The 19,549-nt window shown below is 59.4% G+C and carries 17 protein-coding genes and 1 pseudogene; 10 read left to right on the forward strand and 8 right to left on the reverse strand.

Annotated elements, in window-relative coordinates; genetic code table 11:
* Positions 1-334: 334 nt before the first annotated feature.
* Positions 335-1,588, forward strand: a complete 1,254-nt coding sequence (locus tag EDC31_RS06375; protein ID WP_042061199.1) for a glycosyltransferase — start codon at positions 335-337, stop codon at positions 1,586-1,588.
* Positions 1,585-2,700 carry a glycosyltransferase family 4 protein gene (locus EDC31_RS06380; protein ID WP_042061198.1) on the forward strand — a complete coding sequence of 372 codons (1,116 nt, stop codon included), beginning with the start codon at positions 1,585-1,587 and terminating at the stop codon, positions 2,698-2,700. Before EDC31_RS06375 ends, EDC31_RS06380 begins: the two co-directional genes overlap by 4 nt.
* On the opposite strand, the gene EDC31_RS06385 is transcribed toward EDC31_RS06380, so the two are convergent.
* A complete protein-coding gene (locus EDC31_RS06385) occupies positions 2,654-3,574 on the reverse strand; it encodes a hypothetical protein (protein WP_132126960.1) in 921 nt (306 codons plus the stop codon). The two genes, EDC31_RS06380 and EDC31_RS06385, sit on opposite strands and share 47 nt — an antisense overlap.
* A 322-nt stretch (positions 3,575-3,896) precedes the next feature.
* On the opposite strand from EDC31_RS06385, the gene EDC31_RS06390 reads away from it, so the two are divergent.
* Complete coding sequence (locus tag EDC31_RS06390; protein WP_081797929.1) at positions 3,897-5,111, forward strand: glycosyltransferase family 4 protein; 1,215 nt, start codon at positions 3,897-3,899, stop codon at positions 5,109-5,111.
* The gene (locus EDC31_RS06395; protein WP_042062180.1) at positions 5,108-6,355 is read left to right on the forward strand and encodes a glycosyltransferase; all 1,248 of its coding nucleotides are present in this window, start codon (positions 5,108-5,110) and stop codon (positions 6,353-6,355) included. The genes EDC31_RS06390 and EDC31_RS06395 overlap by 4 nt, the downstream gene beginning before the upstream one ends.
* Positions 6,356-6,872: 517 nt before the next feature.
* Here EDC31_RS06395 and EDC31_RS06400 read toward each other — a convergent pair.
* Positions 6,873-7,984 (reverse strand): IS3 family transposase gene (locus tag EDC31_RS06400; RefSeq protein ID WP_132126961.1). Its coding sequence is split into 2 segments (ribosomal slippage): positions 6,873-7,732 and positions 7,732-7,984, totalling 1,113 coding nucleotides; the frame shifts between segments, so codons are not numbered across the junction.
* Positions 7,985-8,095: 111 nt separating this feature from the next.
* Here EDC31_RS06400 and EDC31_RS06405 point away from each other — a divergent pair.
* Positions 8,096-8,446 carry an HU family DNA-binding protein gene (locus tag EDC31_RS06405; RefSeq protein WP_042058958.1) on the forward strand — a complete coding sequence of 117 codons (351 nt, stop codon included), beginning with the start codon at positions 8,096-8,098 and terminating at the stop codon, positions 8,444-8,446.
* Between the two features lie 34 nt (positions 8,447-8,480).
* Here the strand turns inward: EDC31_RS06405 and EDC31_RS18365 are convergent.
* Positions 8,481-8,833: pseudogene (locus EDC31_RS18365) on the reverse strand (haloacid dehalogenase); the annotation flags it as partial.
* Positions 8,834-8,869: 36 nt separating this feature from the next.
* On the opposite strand from EDC31_RS18365, the gene EDC31_RS17660 reads away from it, so the two are divergent.
* Positions 8,870-9,082, forward strand: coding sequence for a hypothetical protein (locus EDC31_RS17660; protein ID WP_042058961.1), 213 nt, complete (start codon positions 8,870-8,872; stop codon positions 9,080-9,082).
* Between the two features lie 196 nt (positions 9,083-9,278).
* On the opposite strand, the gene EDC31_RS06420 is transcribed toward EDC31_RS17660, so the two are convergent.
* Positions 9,279-10,331: a YncE family protein gene (locus tag EDC31_RS06420; RefSeq protein ID WP_052511928.1), complete on the reverse strand. Its 1,053-nt coding sequence runs from the start codon at positions 10,329-10,331 to the stop codon at positions 9,279-9,281.
* A gap of 92 nt (positions 10,332-10,423) precedes the next feature.
* Entirely contained in the window at positions 10,424-10,810 is a 387-nt protein-coding gene (locus EDC31_RS06425; protein ID WP_132126963.1) for a hypothetical protein, read from the reverse strand.
* Between the two features lie 93 nt (positions 10,811-10,903).
* Between EDC31_RS06425 and EDC31_RS06430 the strand changes: the two genes are divergently transcribed.
* On the forward strand, positions 10,904-11,638 hold the full coding sequence (locus EDC31_RS06430; RefSeq protein WP_052511930.1) for a hypothetical protein: 735 nt from the start codon (positions 10,904-10,906) through the stop codon (positions 11,636-11,638).
* Positions 11,639-11,712: 74 nt separating this feature from the next.
* Here the strand turns inward: EDC31_RS06430 and EDC31_RS06435 are convergent, their stop codons facing one another.
* The 3 genes from EDC31_RS06435 to EDC31_RS06445 are packed head-to-tail and all read right to left on the reverse strand — an operon-like array spanning position 11,713 to position 17,061.
* Complete coding sequence (locus EDC31_RS06435; RefSeq protein WP_239641667.1) at positions 11,713-13,080, reverse strand: sensor histidine kinase; 1,368 nt, start codon at positions 13,078-13,080, stop codon at positions 11,713-11,715.
* A gap of 40 nt (positions 13,081-13,120) precedes the next feature.
* Positions 13,121-13,819 carry a response regulator transcription factor gene (locus EDC31_RS06440; protein WP_042058969.1) on the reverse strand — a complete coding sequence of 233 codons (699 nt, stop codon included), beginning with the start codon at positions 13,817-13,819 and terminating at the stop codon, positions 13,121-13,123.
* Complete coding sequence (locus tag EDC31_RS06445; RefSeq protein ID WP_042058971.1) at positions 13,816-17,061, reverse strand: efflux RND transporter permease subunit; 3,246 nt, start codon at positions 17,059-17,061, stop codon at positions 13,816-13,818. Before EDC31_RS06445 ends, EDC31_RS06440 begins: the two co-directional genes overlap by 4 nt.
* 361 nt (positions 17,062-17,422) lie before the next feature.
* Between EDC31_RS06445 and EDC31_RS06450 the strand changes: the two genes are divergently transcribed.
* The 3 genes from EDC31_RS06450 to EDC31_RS06465 all read left to right on the forward strand — a co-directional run bounded on the left by EDC31_RS06450 (position 17,423) and on the right by EDC31_RS06465 (position 19,527).
* Positions 17,423-18,451, forward strand: a complete 1,029-nt coding sequence (locus tag EDC31_RS06450) for a sulfite exporter TauE/SafE family protein (RefSeq protein WP_239641668.1) — start codon at positions 17,423-17,425, stop codon at positions 18,449-18,451.
* Between the two features lie 445 nt (positions 18,452-18,896).
* Positions 18,897-19,130, forward strand: coding sequence for an AbrB/MazE/SpoVT family DNA-binding domain-containing protein (locus EDC31_RS06460; protein ID WP_042058973.1), 234 nt, complete (start codon positions 18,897-18,899; stop codon positions 19,128-19,130).
* Positions 19,123-19,527 carry a PIN domain-containing protein gene (locus tag EDC31_RS06465; protein WP_239641669.1) on the forward strand — a complete coding sequence of 135 codons (405 nt, stop codon included), beginning with the start codon at positions 19,123-19,125 and terminating at the stop codon, positions 19,525-19,527. Before EDC31_RS06460 ends, EDC31_RS06465 begins: the two co-directional genes overlap by 8 nt.
* Positions 19,528-19,549: the final 22 nt, after the last annotated feature.

The following is a 19,549-nucleotide window of genomic DNA, read 5'->3' on the forward strand; positions in this document are numbered from 1 at the left end:
CACTGGGGAATATCCATGAAAGTGAACGACTTTCTGGATTTCCCAGTTCCGGAACCTCAGTACAAGATACCCATCACGAAAAGTGCGGAAGAACCTACGATTGCCCCATGACTTCGTGAGGTGATGGGCCGATAACATAAACTGGCTTCTCCTGTATGGCCCGCGGCGTGACTGTCCGATCTTCGAAACCCGTCTCCATTCTCGATCACGCCAGCCGTGAGCATCAAGCCATTGCCTTTGCATGGTGGATACGTCAAGAGTTCGAGCTGGTTGTCTGCTGTCATGTTTCCGTCTGGGTACTATGGTCATCAAGTTACAGAGCCCGCCTGCCCGTATGAACGATGAAAGCGGCTTTCGCGTTCTGTTCATCAACGATACCTCCCGGAACGGCGGACCAGGACAGACCCTACTGGATATTCTGAAATTCCTGGACCCCGCGCGTATCGAGCGGAGCGTCATGCTTCCGCGCGAAGATATTGTCAGCCGTCGGATACGCGAGCACGCCGCTGCCGAGACCTTGATTATCGAACCGGCGATCATCGAGAACCTCGTCCAGCCGCTTTCCCGCGCCATGAGGCGCGACGATTTCGCCGCCCCGCTGGCGTTGCGCCTGTTGCGGGCGGGGGGCAATGTCGTCCGCGCGGTGACAGGCGCGCTGCGGCTGGTTCGCCATGTTCGGCGGGAACGCTATAGGGTGATCTTCTGCAACGGAACCACGGCCAATTTCATAGGCGGCGTACTGGCGGCGCTGCTTGGTGTCCCCGTGATCTGGCACGTGTTTTACCCTGCCGTGCCGCCGGCTCTGCGCGGGTTTCATCGGTGGCTGGCCTCGCGGTCGGGCGTGCGCGCCATTCTCTGCGTGTCGGGCGCTGTCGCCGCCCAGTTCCCGCCCGGTTTATCCAAAGTGCGCGTGTTGCATGATGCGCTCGACATCGCCGAATTCGACCGGATGGGTGCTCCCCCGGTTCTGAAGCAGGAACTGGGGCTTGAGGAGGATACGTTCATCTTCGGCGCGCATGGTCGCATCCTGCCCCATAAGGGGTTCGTGGAGCTGATCCGCGCCGCCCAGGCGGTTTTCAGTCACCTGGATGCGTCCGCCCGCGCTCGATGCCGCTTTGTCATTCTCGGCGATACCCCTCAGGATCTGCCTGTCGATCACCTCGCGAACTGTCGGGAACTGGTCCGGACGCTCGGGCTGGAGGAACAGGTGCTGTTCATCGGGTTCAGGCCGGTGGTGCGTCCTTATCTAGCGGATTTCGACGTGGCGATCGTGCCGAGCGTCTATCCGGACCCGTTGCCGAGGGCCGTTCTTGAAGCTATGGCGATGCGGAAACCCGTGATCGCCTTTGCGGTTGGTGGTATGGGCGAGATGATCACGGACGGGGTGGAAGGGCGGCTGCTCAACGGCGATCCGCCAGATATAGCCGGTCTGGCCGAGGCCTGCCTGAACGCGCTTAATGATCCCCAAACATGGCGTGCAAGAGGCGAAGCGGCGCGGCGGCGTATCGAGCAGGATTTCAACGCCCGGACCCATGCGGACGCCATTGCGCGCGAACTGTTTCGCGCGGCAGGTGCGCCCGCGCGATGAGCGCAAGACACAAGGTGGTTCACGTCGTGGTGGCGGGCGATATCGGCGGGGCCGAGCGCCTGCTGCTGGACCTGACCACCCGCCCGGTTGAAAGCAACGCCGAGCACTGCGTGGCCCTGATGACGCCCAACCCGAAGCTCAGGGCCTATATCGCTGCGAGCGGCGTTGCGCTCCGGGAGCGGGGGCCGATCCGTGCCGACCCACTTTCCTATCTCTGGCGCGCGTTTGGGCCGGTTGATGTGCAGTGGCTGGAGACGGTCCTGACGGAAGAGCGCGCCACGATCGTTCACATGCACACCTACGCCTCGCACATCATCGGGGTACGCGCGGCGCGGCGTCTGCGACTGCCGAGTCTGCGGACGGAACATGGCGTTCATCATTATACCGATCCGAGTTGCGCGCTCTTTCGCTCCTGGGCGTTGCGACATACGGATTCTGTCGTCGCCGTAAGCGACTATGTGCGCCGCTTCGTGAGCCGACGCGCGCCCTTCGCGGCGGGACGCATCCATGTTGTTCGTAACGGCGTGGATACGCGCTATTTCGCGCCGGTGCCGTCGCCTCCGCCCGGTCCGTTCACGCTGGCGCTGGTCTGTCGGCTTGAGCCGTGGAAGCAGGTCGATCTCGTGATTCGGGCGGCCGCGCATGTGCCGGGACTGCATGTGCGTATCGCAGGGGACGGCAGCGCACGCGGCGCATTGGAAGAGCTGACACGGAAACTGGGTGTGACAGACCGTATTGTCTTCATGGGTTACCAGCCCGATCCGCGTTCCGTCATCGCCGCGTGCGACGCCGCCATCAACACGTCTCGCGACGAACCACTCGGTCTGTCTGTCATGGAAGCGCTCTCAATGGGGCGCCCGGTCGTCGCCTTCGATGGCGGCGGTATTCCCGAGATCGTGCAGGATGGCGCTACCGGATGGCTCGTGCGGAGGCATAATGTCGAAGCTCTGGCCGCCACTCTCGCGCAGGTTGCGGTCAGTCAGGCCGAGGCTGCGCGTCTGGGGATCGCGGCGCGCGCATTCATTGAGCGCGAAGGCCGGATCGAGACAATGTGCGAAGGCTACGCTACGGCCTATGCGACGTTGCGCTACGGTCAGCGCGCAGGTGTGTGATCAGCCAGGAGACGCTTACCACGGCAAAGTCCATCACCTGCTGAAAAGCCGCCATGATGATCAACGTCGCTGCGACCTTGGGGCGGGAGAGATCCATCATTCCGGCTGCTTCGAGGCCCAGCCCGACGAAGAGAATATCCTTGCCCGGCACGAGCGGTAACCGCGTGACGATCAGCCGGAGCGCCACGAACTCGAAGCAGACGAACGCGCTGGGCAACGCGTCGGAAAGCCACCAGCTTGCGAATTCGAGGATAAGCGTCACAAAACTGCGCGCGAAATGTATGCCGAAAGTCCAGAGCATCTCCTGCCGCGTCAAGCGCGTAAGACGCGCTCCCGCCACCATCAGCACCAGACAAGGCAACAGCGGCAAGGTGGACGCGCCCAGCAACATCCAGTGTCGGCTTCCGGTAAGAAGTGGCAGACTGGCCCCACTGGACAGCAGGAAGATCAGCACCACCACCCAGACCATCGCCAGCCCCGCTCCGCCGGAAAGCAGCGCTGATTCCCGGACGACGTGAAGCAGGTTATCGCGCGTGAGCCGCAGTTTTTTCTGCGCCCAGAAGAAGAAGTAAGTTTCTCCTGAATACTCGACCAGTACGGAATTCAGATAGCGCTTGCGAAAGAGCACAGAAAGCGGAAGCTGCCCGGACACATCCAGCAGACGGCGAAAGATGAGCCATTCCGAGACAGGCTGCACCCCGTAAGGCAGGCATTGGATAAGGTAAAATCCGACCGTCCGCGGGCGTGCGTTCCAGACCTGCATCCATCCGATCGTGCTCAGGTTATGGATCAGGAAAACAAGCATCACGGCCGGAAAAAGCCAGCGCAACAGGAGAGATACTCGTCCTGTGATCCGGTCTTTCAGGTCAGGCATCTAAATCGACTTTCCGGGGGGGCATCTGCGACCATCGCTGGCTATGTGCAATATCGTCGAGGCCGACACAAGCGCCTGATTCCAATACCTTGTCTTGGTTGGGATTGTTTAATGAAATGATCAGAGACAAAGCCCATACCCGAGATTACAAACAGTGACAGGCTAGGTCTAAGTGCAGAAAAATAGGATGTTTCTGTGGTGTGAAATATCTTCTGTCTGCGGTTGGATGAATTATTCGACGGGCAGAACTTTTGCATGACCGAGTATACCCCCCCCCCCCCCCGCGAATGCGGTTAAAGATGATGTTTTGGAATCGCTGACCATGATAGCGGAGAGCGTGGCGTTCCGCGATGCCGACTCCGGACTGGAGCAGGTACCATGTCGGCGGCCAGACATCGCGGGAAGACCGCTGCGGATCGCAATTGTAGCCAGTTCGTACAATTTTATCAGTGACGGTGTGGCGCTTACGCTCAATCGTCTCGTCGGATATCTTGAGAAACAAGGTGTGGAGGTGCGTGTTTTCGCGCCTGTTTCCAGCACGACTTCGTTTCCCGCGCCTGGCATTATCGTACCTGTGCCTTCTATCGCTCTGCCTGGTCGCGGCGAATACCGGCTGGCTTTTGCCTTACCCTATGATGAAATCAAGGCCTTCTCCCCGGATCTGATTCATATCGCGCTTGCGCCCGATTACCTCGGCTTCACGACCCTGCGTGCCGCGCGCAAGCTCGGCATACCACTCGTGGCATCTTACCATACTCGTTATGAGACCTATCTGAAGCATTATTGGTACGTGGCATGCTTCGAAACAGCTCTTAAACGCTATCTCAGTGCCTATTACGCGAAGTGCTTGGAAATTTACGTTCCTACGCAGTCGATGATCGACATTCTTCAAGCTGACGGGCAGAAGGGTAAGTTGGTCCTGTGGCAACGGGGGGTTGATTCAGACCAGTTCAACCCCGGACATCGCTCCGTGCAGTGGCGTACCGATCATGGCATCGGCCCGGAAGAAACCGTCATTCTTCTGGTTTCGCGTCTTGTACGGGAGAAGCAACTTGGCGTCTTCAGTGAAACTCTCCGCAAGTTGAACGACAAGGATGTTCCCTATCGCGCCGTCGTCGTGGGCGACGGACCGGAGCGCGTGACCCTGGAGCGCGCCCTGCCGCAAGCCATCTTCACCGGTTTTCTGCGGGGTCAGGAACTCTCCATGGCTTATGCCTCGTCCGACATTTTTGTCTTTCCCAGCGAAACCGAGACGTTCGGGAATGTCACATTGGAAGCGATGGCCTCCGGGTTAGCTTGTGTCTGTGCCAACGCCTCGGGCAGCCGTTCACTCGTGCTTGATGGCGTAACCGGCTTTCTGGCCCGTCCCGGCGATGCGGAGGATTTCGCTTTTCGCGTCCAGCAGCTCACTCTTGACTCTACACTGCGGGCTGGAATGGCAGCAGCAGGTCGGGCGAGAGCACTGGCGTTCTCATGGGATCAGACCATGTCCAGCCTGTTGAATCATTATATGGCTTTGGTGCGGAATACGCCTTGAAAATTGTCGATATTTCGGAATTTTACTCCCCGACTAGCGGGGGGGTCCGCACTTATACTGAAGCGAAATTCCTGGCGGCCGATCGCCTTGGTCATAGGTTGACAGTTATTGCTCCGGGTCCGGAGGATCGAGTAGAGACGCGTGGGGCGGGGAAACTGGTCTGGGTGAAAAGCCCGCCGCTGCCATTCGACAAGAATTATCACATGTTTTGGTCGAGAAAGCCCGTCTGGCGGATTCTCGATGACGAGGTTCCGGATTTCATCGAAGGCTCATCTCCATGGCGTGGTGGGTGGATCGCCGGCACATGGCCTGGACCTGCGCCCCGGGCGCTGTTCATGCACGCAGACCCGGTCGCGGTCTATCCCCAGACCTTTCTGGGCAATATTTGTTCTCCAGCGCAGATCGACGCGGCATTTGGATGGTTCTGGTCGTACTTGCGACGTCTTAACAGCCGGTTTGACGGCACGATTGTCGCTGGAGCTTGGCTGGCCAAGCGATTTGCGGAACATGGGCTGAAGCACCTGCACACGGTGCCGTTCGGAGTCGATATCGCGTTGTTCTCTGCCGCTTCCCGAAGCGAGGACGTTCGTCGCGAAATGCTTCGCTGGTGCGGTCTTGGTCCGGAGGCGACCCTTCTCGTCACAGTCGGACGGCATCATCCCGAAAAACGTATCGGTCTCCTGATCGACGCCGTAACGCTGGCTCAACGAACATGTCTGGTCGGTCTGGTGATTATCGGCGACGGCCTGTCGCATGAGCGCGTGCGACGCAAGGCCGCGCGGGCTGCTCATATCCATGTGGCCGGCAGGGTGGATGACCGTTCGCGTCTTGCCACTATGATGGCTAGCGCCGATGCGCTGCTTCATGGGTCCACGGCAGAAACATTCGGCTTTGTGACGGCTGAAGCCTTGGCTTGCGGCACGCCTGTCATCGTACCGGACGCTGGGGGGGCCGGCGACATTGCGGACCCTGCCTATGCGCAGATCTATGCCTCCGGGAATGCGAACGCTGCCGCGGATGCCATCGTACGTTTCGTGACGCGCGATCGGAGTGTTCTGTCCGGTGCAGCGCGCGAAGCCGGAACCCTCATCGGCACGATCGATTATCACTTTGACAAACTATTTTCTTTTTATGAAAAAATGAAAAATTTATCATCTGTTCGTCTGACGCAAGCGTATGCTTCCACATCAAATTTCTCGCAAGACGATTGGGAGTGGTCAAGCAACGAGGCCGGCATACGGTAATGTTTTCTTGCGTTAGTGGAGCACCTCCGGGATTTTCCGGAGGCTGTTTTGTTGGAGTTATGCGGTCATCAATACGTTAACTGATACGTAATATGGTATTTGCGATATATCCTGACCATACACTTGGTGGCGAACATCGATCATCACAAGTAATCAGTATTCTCCCCTGGTATTCAGAAGGGGACGATTGGCGACACCGGGAGGCGGTGGGTCAAAGTGCCGGAACGCGTCCCTTGAGCCATTCTGGTGCGGCTGCCTCTCGCAACAGGCGAGGAGCAGACACATGGCGAGTCCGCTCCACCGCATAATCGTCCTCGCACGCATTTACATCTCCAGCAACGGCTGACCGATATAACCTCCCGGGCGTCGTCCCGGACAGGCGAAGAGGCCACCGCCGACATGGGTCGTGAACCGGTTCAGCATGTTGAACATCGACATCTGATCGAAGAGTTTCGTGAATCCGTTTGCGGGGCCGCACGGTATCAGGCATGACCCTGCCCCGAACATGCCCACGGATTTAAGTTAGGGTCTGTGCGTTGCTGTATGCCGTTTTGACGTGTTGAGCGAAAGCCTCTGGCGTCATGCCATTGAGGCTGGTGTGGGGCCTGACGGCGTTATAGTCGGCCCGCCAGTCCTCGATGACCGTCCGAGCGTGGGCGATATTACGGAACAGGTGCTCATTGAGGCATTCGTCGCGGAACCGGCCGTTGAAGCTCTCGACGAACCCGTTCTGCTGCGGCTTGCCCGGTGCGATGTAGTGCCACAGCACCGATCGCCGCTCCTGCCAGGCCAGGATCGCGTTCGAAGTCATCTCGGTGCCATTGTCGCTGACGATCATCAACGGCCAGCCGCGCTGCTCTCCGATCCGGTCGAGTTCGCGGCCGAGTCGTTCGCCTGACAGCGACGTATCCGCCACCAGCGCGAGACATTCGCGCGTGTAGTCGTCCACCACCGTCAGAACCCGGAACCGCCGTCCGTTGTTCAATGCATCCGAGACGAAATCCAGGCTCCAGCGCTGGTTCGGCCCGTCGGGCAGCATCATCGGCGAGCGTGTGCCCATCGCCCGTTTCCGGCCGCCACGCTTGCGGACCGACAGCCCCTCTTCGCGATAGAGCCGGAACAGCTTCTTGTGGTTCATCGCCATTCCTTCCCGGCCGAGCAGGATATGCAGTCGCCGGTAGCCAAATCGCCGTCGCTCCCCAGTCAGTTCGCGCAGCCGCCCGCGCACGGCAGCATCATCCGGGCGGCGTGATGCATAGCGCCAGGTCTTCGGGTCCATGCCGATCAGCCGGCAGGCCCGCCGCTGCGAGTAATCCCGCTCCGTAATCGCCCAGGTCACGGCTTCCCGCCGCAAGCCGGGCGTCACGAGTTTTTTGCCAGCAGGTCCTTCAGCGTCGAGACGTCCATCACGCTCTCCGCCAGAAGCCGCTTCAGCTTCGCGTTCTCTTCTTCAAGAGCCTTGAGCCGCCGCGCCTCCGATACTTCCATGCCGCCGTATTTCGACCGCCAGGTGTAGAACGTCGCATCGCTGATCCCGTGCTTGCGGCATAAATCCGCAGCCGTCGCACCAGCCTGATGCTCCTTCAGGAGCCCGATGATCTGCTCCTGCGTAAATCGTGCTTTCTTCATTGCCTGTCTCCAATGGACAGACCTTACTTCAATTCGAGGGCATTCCACGGGGCAAGGTCAGGCACGATACGAAGACCCTTTTTATCCACCCTGACTTTTTCAGGATGTTCCATGAACACATCAGAGCTGATCGAACAGATCGCTGAGACCACTGACCGCTCCAAAGCGGAAGTAAAGCAAATCCTCGAAGCCGTGCTCGATGCCATCACCGTCGCCGCGAAGAAGGGCGAGGACGTATCGTTGACGGGTTTCGGCAAGTTCTCCGTCCGTCATCTCGCGGCGCGCACGGGGCGCAATCCCGCCACCGGTGAAAGAATCGAAATCGCGGCTTCCCGCAAGCTGGCCTTCGCCGCCGGCAAGACCGTGAAGGACGCCCTCGTTCTGCCAGAAAAGCCGGTGAAGAAAACCACGGCGGAGAAAAAGGCTTCCGTGCCGAAGTCCGCGGCCCGGCGGCGCGCCTGAGCGAGTCAGCGCCAGTCGTCGATTTTTGGTCTTTTCATCCTTTTCCGAGCCTGAGCGCATTGGTGATGACCGTGACGGAGGAGAGCGCCATGGCGGCGCCTCCGATCATGGGCGACAACAGAAGCCCGAATACTGGGTAGAGGACGCCCGCCGCCACGGGGATACCGATCCCGTTGAACAGAAACGAGAACGCCAGATTTTGCCGGATATTGTGCATCGTATCATGCGCCAGCCTTCGGCGCGGATCAGCTCGCCGAGGCCGCCATGTGCGAGCGTGATCCCTGCGCTCTCGATGGTGACATCCGTTCCCGTGCCAATGGCGATGCCGACCGATGCGGCCGCGAGCGCGTCGTTCACGCCGTTCCCCGTCATCGCCATATGCGCGCCCGGTGCCGACCATGGCCGACATCGGAGTGTCAGACGATGAAGGTCACGACGGAGACAGCAAGCACCGGTGGCACGAATCAACCCGAGACGCGGTTGGCGACGGTCCGGATCGGCGTGCGCAAGCACTGGGATGAGGCGACCATCTTGGCGATCCGCGCCAGCATCGTGTCGCTGCCGTCAGCCTGCGCCATCGGCCTGTCGTCCATGTCAGCCATTGATTTCGTGCCGGACGCCTCACTGATCGGCTGAAGTGTCATGCCGCATTTCGGACGTTCGCCGGGTTTCGATTCCCGCACGTCCAGAGGGCGGGGGCAGATGGGTGTTGCTCGCCCTGCTGACGCGTCTCTGACATGCCGTTTCTCTCGATTGACGGCATAGGAGCCTGACCGTCGCAACCGGCCGATAGTCTTCCGGTGTATAAACGGGTATCGGAAGAGAATGAGGTTCAGCGCGTCTGGATGATCAGGACGCCAAAGCTTCCCGGTGTCAGATGGCGCTTTTTGTCTTCTCCTTTCGGGGCATTGCCATAGGGCAGAAAAGCATAACCAGTCTTTGGGTCGAAGGCTGCGGTACGTGCGCCGGGGCGCGTTCCCATGACGCGGACAACGCTGGGGCTAGCGCCGTCCAGGGCAATCTCGCTGAGGGTAGCATCCTTGCCGCTGGGAACGAGCACATGCTCGTTGGCGGCGTTGAAAATAGCGGCATCTGGTCCCTTGCCGATCTGCAAGGTCGCAACAGCCTTGCCGTGGGCGATATCTGTTACCTTCGCGACACCATTGGCGCAAACAGAGACGACCCACGATTTGCGCGGGTCAAGGGCAATGCCCGTCGGCCCCTCGCAGTCGTTCAGTGCAATCCTGGCTGTTACTTTGTGACTCGCCATATCCACCAGAGCCAAGGCATTCTGGTCCTCGATATTCACGGCTACGTGTCCGGCCCCATCGGATACCGCCGCTTCGAGGCCCCCCCCGATATTGATCGAGCCGACTAGCGTGCCGCTCTGAGGATTGATCATGTCGATCCGACCGTCATCGGCCGCCATCACCAGTACGTCGCCAGTGAATTTGTCAAAGAGCGCAGCGTCCGGCTTCGCGCCGGTATGGATGGTCGCACGGACCTTGCCGGTTATCCCGTCGGCAATCACGGCCGTGTTGCTATCGCCATTGGTAATCAGGATTTCCTGACCGCCCGGCAGAGGAAGAACCGCATGGGCATGTTGTGCAGGCATGAACGCGTTCGTGACACGCATCGACGACAGATCGATTGCCATCACGCTGACTCCGCGTGCGACATAGACGCGCCTCGTCACGGAATCGACGCTCGCATAGTCCCAGAGTCCGCCATCGTCCAGACCCGGCGTGTTCCGAGCGTTGATGTCTGCGACAATCTTGGGTTGGACCTTCGTCGGCTCCGCTGTTGCCACGCAAGGCGTTACCGCAGAAAGCGCAGCCACGCATACGCAGCGGACAAGAAAATGCGTAGAAAATCGGACCGCCATCGAATGATTATCCTGATAGATGAAGTTTGAAAATCTGAACTCCCAGCCAATATATACTGCGTAATTTCGCCAGGAAATGATTGAAACATTGCCTATTCCCAATTTTCTATGGTCGTTTCAGAGGGGATCTGTTTGCCGCGAGAGGCGGCCCACGGCGGTCCGTAGCCGGGGTCTCGCACGTGGCCGAGATCTACGCGGCCCGTCGCTGTCAGATGCAATGCCGGAATCGCGCTGCTGGGATATTCAGTCGTCTGCGCGATCCGCAGCGTCCGTGTTGAGACTACCAAACGTGTCAATCCGCTCAACGGAAAGTGGCGATTGATGTCAATAGCATGAGGCAGTTCCCCGAAATCCGAAGTGGCTCGGTTGCCGCAGAGCGATATCATCGTGCCAGTTTTATCGTGATTGGGAGAATGTAAGCTGACAACGTCGTCGGTTTCCCGTTCTTGATGAGCGTAGCTTAATACAGTCACGATCATGAATTCCGAGGAATTCCCCCAATGTCCAGTCATTTGGACCGTATACGACCAAGGCACATCCGAAACTCCGTCACGGCTGCGATCGGGGGCTCGATGCTGGCACTGGTGCTGTCGATGTCGACCGCGGCACAGGCCGCGGAGAGCGGATACCAATCTCTTATCATTTCCTATCGGACGACGCCTGCCGGCCGTCCTGCTCTCCTGGACGCCCTGCGTACCCGGCTGGCTCCCCGCCTTGACAAACTACACGCGAAGGACACGCTGTCTCACTATCGCATCCTGTTCAGTCGCCTTGCCGATTCACAGACCTGGGATGCGCTGGTAGTGCTGGAATTCCGCAATGCCGCCCAGTCCGCAGCATGGCGCGCCATTGATACGCAAACGCCGGGCGGCCTGGACGCCAAAAGTCTGGCGGATACGACAGCCGTTGAAAGTACGATCTCCGACTCGATCGGCAGCGGCGGCCCATTCTCGGGAGGCTCGGATCCGGTCTACATGGCCATTCCATATGATTATTTCGTGTCCCCGAGCGAGTACGCTGCCTACGCTCATGCATATGTAGAGCCGCAGACCAATGGCTGGATCAAAGCGGGAGCGCTGAATGCCTATCAGCTTTACATGGCGCGCTACCCTGCCGGTCGGGGCTGGATGTCCATGCTTCTGCTCGCCTATCACGGTGACGCAGGGCTGGATGAGCGTGACGCCGTGGTCGCGGCTACGCGCAAATCATTGGCGTCCAATCCCGAATGGGCCGCGCAGGCACAAGGCAAGCATCATATCCGCACGGAGAAAGCTGCCATGATCGCGGATAGGATCGCGGGAGACTGAGCATCATCGGAGATGCCATAAAATGTGTGGAGGCGGGTTCCGGCGGAAATCTGGTCGCGTCCTGGGTCAGAAAATCATGTCTGACCCACGACCGAGGCAGGAAGCGTGATCTCACAGCGCAGACCCGGTGCATTGTCATCGAGCCGGATGGTACCGCCGTGGAGGCGCACGATCGCTCGCACCATGCTCAGTCCCAGCCCGGTGCCGGGCACTGTGCGGCTTGCATCGAGCCGCACCATTTTTTCGAAAACCCGCTCGCGATCGTCAACCGGAATGCCCGGTCCTGTATCCGCCACCACCATGGCTAGTCCGCCTTCATGCGTGGTCGCCGACAGGGAAATCACCGTCTTCGACGGCGAATGATTAATGGCGTTTTCGACCAGGTTGGATAGCATCTGAACCAGAAGAACGCGACTACCCTCGATTACCATGTCCGGTGGAGGCATGGACATGGCAAGAGTCTGTCCATGATCCTCCGCAACCGCGCGATAGAACGCGTCGATCGTCTCGAACAGGTCCGCGACCGGGAACGTCTGGCTGCCGGGAATGCGATCTCCTGCCTCGATCTGGGCGAGCCTCAGAAGGGAAGAGAAAATCTCAAGCGCGTCATGAAGATCGCCTTTTGCTCTCTCCAGCGCAACATCCCGCCTATCAGGCTGAGGTGTCTCCGTGGCTTCGTCGAGATGCTGAGCCAACCGCGCCAGAGGCCGTCGCATATCATGGGCGATATCGTCCGACACCTGGCGGACACTGGCGATGAGAGCCTCATTCCGGTCGAGCATCGCATTGAGACTGCCGGAGAGATGATCGAACTCGTCTCCGGTGCCGTTCAGGGGCAGCCTGCGTGACATGTCGCCGCGCATGATCTCGCGCGCCGTCAGGCTGATGGTCTCGATCTTGCCGAGGACGAGACGGCTCAGGATAAAGCCGCCGCCAAGACCAATCAGGAGAAACGCGATGCTGCTCCAGGCCAGCGTGAACCAGAGATCCCGCCGCAGGGACTGGAGCGGCGTGGCGTCGATTCCAACAAAGAAATAGCCGCCATCTTGCAGAACCGCGCCGTAACCGATCACCGGATGGTGGTCGGCGGGCGTTGTGCGGTGTGTCCATGTCAGCCATCTCCACCCCGTGACAGGCCGCAGATGGAGCATATTGCCGATGACGACCTGTTCCCGTCCGTCCTGAAGCAGGTAGTAAAATGCAGGCTCATTCCGGACGAGTTCATGAATGACAGGGCGAAGACGGGGAACGTCCTGCCCCTGGGCCTCCGAACAGGCTTCATCCCGCTCGGCGGCAACGGTACGCCGGAGCTGCTGCAATAGCAGTTTCTGGCTGTGATAGCCGGAAAGCGCCACGACCATCAGCCCACTGACGAGAAAACAGGCGGCGAACAGGCCGACGATCCGAAAAGACGAACTGCGGAGAACCGGAAGTCGTCGCACTGATGCCAGGGACACCGAAGGCCGGGATTTGACCACCATATCAGGAGGACCGCAGCACGTAACCCTGGCCTCGGACCGTGTGGATCAAAGGTGCAGCGTCCCGGCCAAGGCGCTCGCGCAGCCGACTGATATGCGTTTCGACAAGATTGGTCCGAATGGGAAAATCGATGTCCCACACGGCCTGGAGGAGCATCTCGCGCGTGACGATCGCAAGAGGGCGGCGCATGAAATATTCCAGAAGTTTCAGCTCCTGTGCCTGAATGTAGAGCTTTTCACCAGAACGATAGACTTCTCTGTGGAGAAGATCGAGTTCGACATCGGCAAAAATCAGGCGCGCTTCCTGATGGTGCGGCATGATTCGGCGTAGCAGGGTATCGAGCCGTGCCGACAGTTCGATCACCGAAAACGGCTTGACGAGATAATCGTCGGCGCCGCTTTTCAACCCCGTTACCCGGTCGCTGATGCCATCCATCGTGGTCAGAAAGAGAGCCGGGGTCTGGATGTTGGCCGCACGCACGGACTCCAGGATTGTCAGGCCATCCATCCCCGGAAGTCGGCGGTCGAGAATGATGCAGTCCCATGTTTCATTGAGAGCCAGATACCGGCCGTGCGTGCCACTGGTCGCAACCGTGAGGGCAACGTGTGCCATTGCCGGTGATTGCGCGATACAAGCCGCGGTATCCCGGTCGTCCTCAACCAGCAGGACTCGCGGCGTTCTGTTATGGCTATCATCTGTCATAGATTGGCTCCCGCTGTCACATCGCGGCGGATTGCAGAGCCGCGACGGCTCGAAGAGAGCCTGTCCAGCGCCAGATAGAGGACCGGGGTCGTGTAAAGGGTGAGAGCCTGACTGACGGCGAGTCCCCCGAGTATCGTGATACCCAGTGGCAGGCGCAGCTCGGCGCCATAGCCATGACCGAACACCAGCGGCGAAGCTCCGAACGCCGCGGCGAAGGTGGTCATCATGATGGGTCGGAAACGCAGGGCGCACGCCTGACCGATGGCATCTTCGGCGCTGACGCCCGATCGTCGAGCCTCTATCGCGAAATCGATCAACATGATGGCGTTCTTCTTGACGATCCCCACCAGCAGAAGAAGCCCGATCATCGCCATGAGGGAGAATTCCTCTCCGCACAGCCAGAGAGCCAGCATTGCGCCGACGCCCGCCGACGGTAGGGTGGATAACACGGTAATCGGATGGATATAGCTTTCGTAGAGGATGCCAAGGATGACATAAATCCCGAAAACAGCCGCGCCAATCAGCAGTGGCTCGCTACTGGTCGAACTGCGAAGCTGCGCCGCATTGCCTGCGTAGGCCCCCTGGATCGATGGAGGGAGTCTGACCTGGGCGACAACCCGGTCGAGGGCGTCCATCGCCTGGTTCAAAGAGACGCCGGGGGGAAGATTGAACGAAATCGTCGTGGCCGTTGCCTGGCCTTCATGATTGACGGCAAGAGCTGTCTTGTTTGCTTGGCGGGTCGCGACCACCGAAAGCGGGATCATGGTTTCGCGCGCCGTCGACACGGCGGAACCCGATGAAGCCGCTGCACCCCCAGCCAGGCTGTTGGCAATCTGGTTGGTAACACTCTGCGCGCTGGTGTCGTTCGTGATGCCCTTGCTACTCGGCAATCGCACCCGAATGAGGTTGGATCGCGATGCGCCTCTGGGGCTTCCGCCCGACGTGCTGACCCATGTCTGCGTCAGTGATTCCGGCGACTGCCAGAAGCGCGGGGCGACTTCCATAACCACGCGATACTGGTTGAGCGGATTGTAGATGACGGATGCGGCTCGCTGCCCATACGCATCATACAGGACGTTGCTCACCAGTTGTGGTGTGATCTGCACGCGGGCCGCCGTGTCGCGCTGGATATGTACGTCCACGCTGTCCCCGCCCAGCAGCACGTCCGATGATACATCCATCAGCGTTTTTTCCAGCCTCAGCCGTGTAACAAGACGCTGAGTGTAGTCATAAAGCTCCTGCGGATTGTCTCCTTGCAAACTGTATTGATAGGCCGCATTGCTCGGACGTGCCCCGATCCGAATGGCCCCGCGTTGTAGTGCAAAGAATCGTGCGTCCTTGAGAACACGGGTTCGCTCACTTAATCGTCTGATGGTTGTGGCCACCGTATCGTTCCGCTCGGCCTTGTCCGTCAGCCGGATGAAGATATTACCCTGATTGGACGATCCCCGGCCGCCGAGAAAACCGGCGACACCCGCGACATCCGGATCCTGAGCGAGCAGGCCCTGCACCGTTTTCATATCACGTTCCATGGCCTGGAAGGAAATCGTCTCGTCGCCGATCACCCGCCCAAGCAGCATGCCCGTATCTTCATTGGGGAACAGCCCCTGGGGGATATGTTGATAGAGAACGCCAGTGAGGCCGAGTGCCAGAGGAAGAGAGAGCAGGGTTAAGGTCCGGTGACGCAAGGCAATCGCGAGCGTGCGTTGATAAATGCGTAGAGAGCGAGCATGCCAGTTCTCCAGTGTGTGGGTGAAGGCGTTATCGGCCGCATGGGTCCCCATACGAGCGCAGAGCATGGGCGTCAGACTCAGCGACAACGCCGCGGAGACGACCAGCGTCAGCGACACGGTAATGGCGAACTCGTGAAACAGGCGTCCGGTTAATCCCCCCATCAGCAGGATCGGCAGAAAGACGACGATGAGCGACGCCGTGATTGAGACGATCGTAAAGCGAACCTCTCTCGCGCCGCGTCTCGCAGCCTCGAACGGCGACATGCCCTGCTCGGCGTAGCGGGCAATGTTTTCGGCGACCACAATAGCGTCATCGACCACGAAGCCGGTCGAGATTGTCAAGGCCATCAGGGACATGTTGTCCAGACCATAGCCAAGCAGCCACAGGAAACCGAGTGTGCCGAGGAGGGATGCGGGAATGACAATGGCAGGGACCAGAACGATGCGCGGAGAGCCGAGGAATAGCAGGACAATTGCTATCACGAGGAGGACGGACAACCCGAGCGTCATGCGCGTGTCGGCCAGAGAGGCACGGATGACGATGGACCGATCCATCACCACCGCGAGATCCACACCGGAGACAAGGCTACCCGCAAGGCTGGCACTCTCGCGGTGGAATTGGTCCATGGCGGCGACCACGTTGGCGCCGGCCTGCATATAGACCTGCGCAATAATAGCGGGCTTGCCGCCATAATAGCCGGCATTGCGGACATCCTCCACGCCATCGACGATTTCGGCCACATCCGTCAGATGAATGGGATGGCCGTTGCGCCAGGCGACGACCAGTTGCCGGTAGTCGGCCGCGCGATGCACCTGATCGTTGGTCTCTAGTTGTACGCGCTGGTGGCCGGTATCGATGAAGCCTTTTGGGGTATGGGCGTTGGCGGACGCCAGCGCCGCGCGGATGTCCTCAAAACCCAGCCCGTATTTATAAAGGACCAGCGGATCGATCTCGACGCGTACCGCCGGCAAGGCGCTGCCGCTGATCTGCACCAGCCCGACGCCGCGGATCTGGGAGAGGCGTGGCAGGAGCCTGTTGGTGGCCTGATCGTATAGTTCCGGGAGTGTGTGGGTATCCGAAGTCAGGGCCAGGATCAGCGCGGGAGGATCATTCGGGTTCGCCTTGGAGTAGGTCGGGTTCTGGCGAAGCGTCGTGGGAAGGTCGGCTCGCGCCGCCTGAATGGCCGCAGCGACGTCGCGGGCAGCCCCATTGATGTCGCGCGAGAGCGCAAACTGCAAGGTTATACGCAGCATGCCGCTGCTGGACTGGGAGGTCATCTCCTGTAGGTCTGCGATGGTGCCGAGATGGCGTTCGAGAGGCTCGGCGATCGAGCTGGCAATCTGCTCCGGCGTTCCGCCGGGCTGAAGCGCCTGCACCTGAATGACGGGAAAGTCGATATTCGGCAGGTCGGACACCGGGAGAGAGGCGTATCCCATGAGACCGAGCAGGCAGAGCGAGAGGGTCAGCAGAATAGTGGCGACCGGCCTGGATATGAACCAATCCGTCATAAGAGTGTGCGTTTCAATTCATCATGTCGAAGATCCGCATTGGGATCGATTCCTTACTCTCTTGGAACTCCGAACCTTGGACAAGACAAAGCTGTCAAAGTTGGGAATTATTAACAGAACAATCAGTTATTTTTGATGTTGAGTGCGCTATACTTCGAGAGCAGGCAGGTCTTGTTGTTACTTTTGCATCGGGTTTGAGAGCATAAAAATGCTGAGGCGACTGTTTATAGGCGTTATTATGTTCAGCTTGTGGCTACAGGATAGGTGGAGACGAAAATAATTCCGATTTTATCCTCTGATCATTTGAGGGTAATGGCGTTTAAGATCAGGCGATGATGCGACAGCGTCAGAGGGTTCAGACATGATGTTCGGATTTATTGCTCTGTTTGCCATTGCAAGCGCTGCCTTTGCCCTTAGTGCTGTCTCGGGCGGGGGGGCCGGGCTGATCGTGATGCCCGTGCTGGGCGTGCTGCTCGCGGCGGACCACGTTCCAGCGGCGCTCTCGATCGGCACGGCCCTCAGTTCCGTCTCCCGCATCGCCCTCTTTTTCAAGGCCATCCGCTGGCCGGTCGTGCTGCGCTTCGTCCCGCTGGCGCTGCCCGCCGCGTGGGGCGGCATCGTGCTCCTCAAGCAGATCCAGCCCGCCTATCTGGATTTTCTCCTCGGCCTTTTCCTGCTCGGCAACCTGCCGCTCGTGCTCCGTCGCCCCAAGAAAGACGGCACGACCCGGGATGCCGGCGGCATGACATGGCTGCCGGTCGTCGGCGCCCTTGCCGGTTTCATCTCGGGCTTTACCGGCGCCGTCGGGTTACTCTTTAACGGCTTTTATCATCGTCTTGGATTGCGTAAGGAAGAAATCGTCGCAACCCGCGCCGCCAACGACATCCTGCTGCATCTCGTAAAAGTGGCGCTGTATGCGGTATATGGGTTGATCGATCAGGCGACCCTGACCGCTGGTATCACGGTGGCAATCGCGGCACTCGTCTCTTCTGCCGCCATGAAGATGTGGTTGCACCATATTCCCGACCACATGTTCCGGCAGATCGGACACGGCGCGGCCGTTGTTGCAGGCATCGCGATGATGGTTCTGGCGGGCCGCCAGATCAGTGTGCAAAATCATATGGCAGTGCATTATGCACGAAGTACAGACGAGGCAGAGCTTGCACTGGACTGGCGTCGGCATCGTCTGTCCGTCGAACTCGAAAATCCGGCGGAACTCGAGATCCGCCACTACTCCAAAGGCCAGGATGTTGTAGGGAACGGTCTTTCCAGAACGCGTCCGTCTGCCGGACCCATCCTTCATGTTTCGCTGACTCGTGGTGTATATGTTACTCGCGTGAGCCATAATCGCCATCGTATGACCAAAGACGCAGATGTTAATATGCTTTAGCAGGCTGTTAATTGCCGCAGGATCGTGCGGCTGACCGCCCATAAACGCCGTTGTCTCCTTCATTCGTTAGTACTTCAGGGTTCAGCCCGATAGCCTGCCAGCAGCCTGTCGGGTTGGGCATTTTGCGGCTTATAACGCCGAGGCCAACCCGGCTCATGCTGCCTGACGCCGCGCCATTCTGTTGCAGTTATATGCGAGGGCGACGAGGGGCCATTCGGTGGTGACCTTTGCAAGGCCACGCAGGCTGAATAGCGCTTTTCGAGCCGCGAGGTCGTCAAGGCCGTGGGTTTCGCGTTGAGGACTCTGGCGCCGTCGCTTCGCGAAGCGGGCTGAAGCGGCGCAGGAGACGAACGAAAGCGACGCGCCGCCTGTCTTCAGTCCGAAGTGGACAGGGGGCGTTAGTGCGGATATACATTCGTCATGTATATCCATGAGGAGAAGCGTCATGCAGGTTGCCAAATGGGGAAACAGTCTGGCGGTGCGCCTGCCGTCAAGTCTCGTCGAAGCATTGGAACTACGGGAAGGCGACGACATCGAGATCGTGGTCGATGCGCCTCGGACGTTCGCCGTGCGCAGGAAGCCGGGTCCGGATGCGTTGCTGGAACGTCTCCGGCAATTTCGCGGCAAGTTGCCGCCTGATTTCAAATTCAGCCGCGATGAGGCGAACGAGCGTGGCTAAAGATGAGATCTTCATCGACAGCAATGTCGTGCTCTACCTTCTCTCGGGCGATGCCCAAAAAGCCGATCGGTCGGAAGCACTGCTCAGGATGCGGCCGACCATCAGCGTTCAGGTGTTGAACGAAGTCACGAATGTCTGCGTGCGCAAGCTTCGGATGAACTGGGCTGAGATCGCGCGGTTTCTGGGGCTGGTGCGGAGTTTCTGTGTTGTGCGTCCTCTGACGGTCGAGATTCACGATCTGGCGCGTCAGCTCGCCGAGAATCACGGATTCTCCTTTTATGATGCGTGTATCGTGGCCGCGGCATCCTCGGCCGGGTGCCGTATCCTGTATACCGAGGACATGCACCATGGTCTGATGATCGAGGAGAGCATGACTCTGCGTAATCCGTTTGCGTGAAGGAAATCATCGCGATTCTTCC

The sequence above is a fragment of the Acidomonas methanolica genome (genome assembly GCF_004346035.1).
In the GTDB taxonomy this organism is placed as follows: Bacteria; Pseudomonadota; Alphaproteobacteria; order Acetobacterales; family Acetobacteraceae; genus Acidomonas; species Acidomonas methanolica.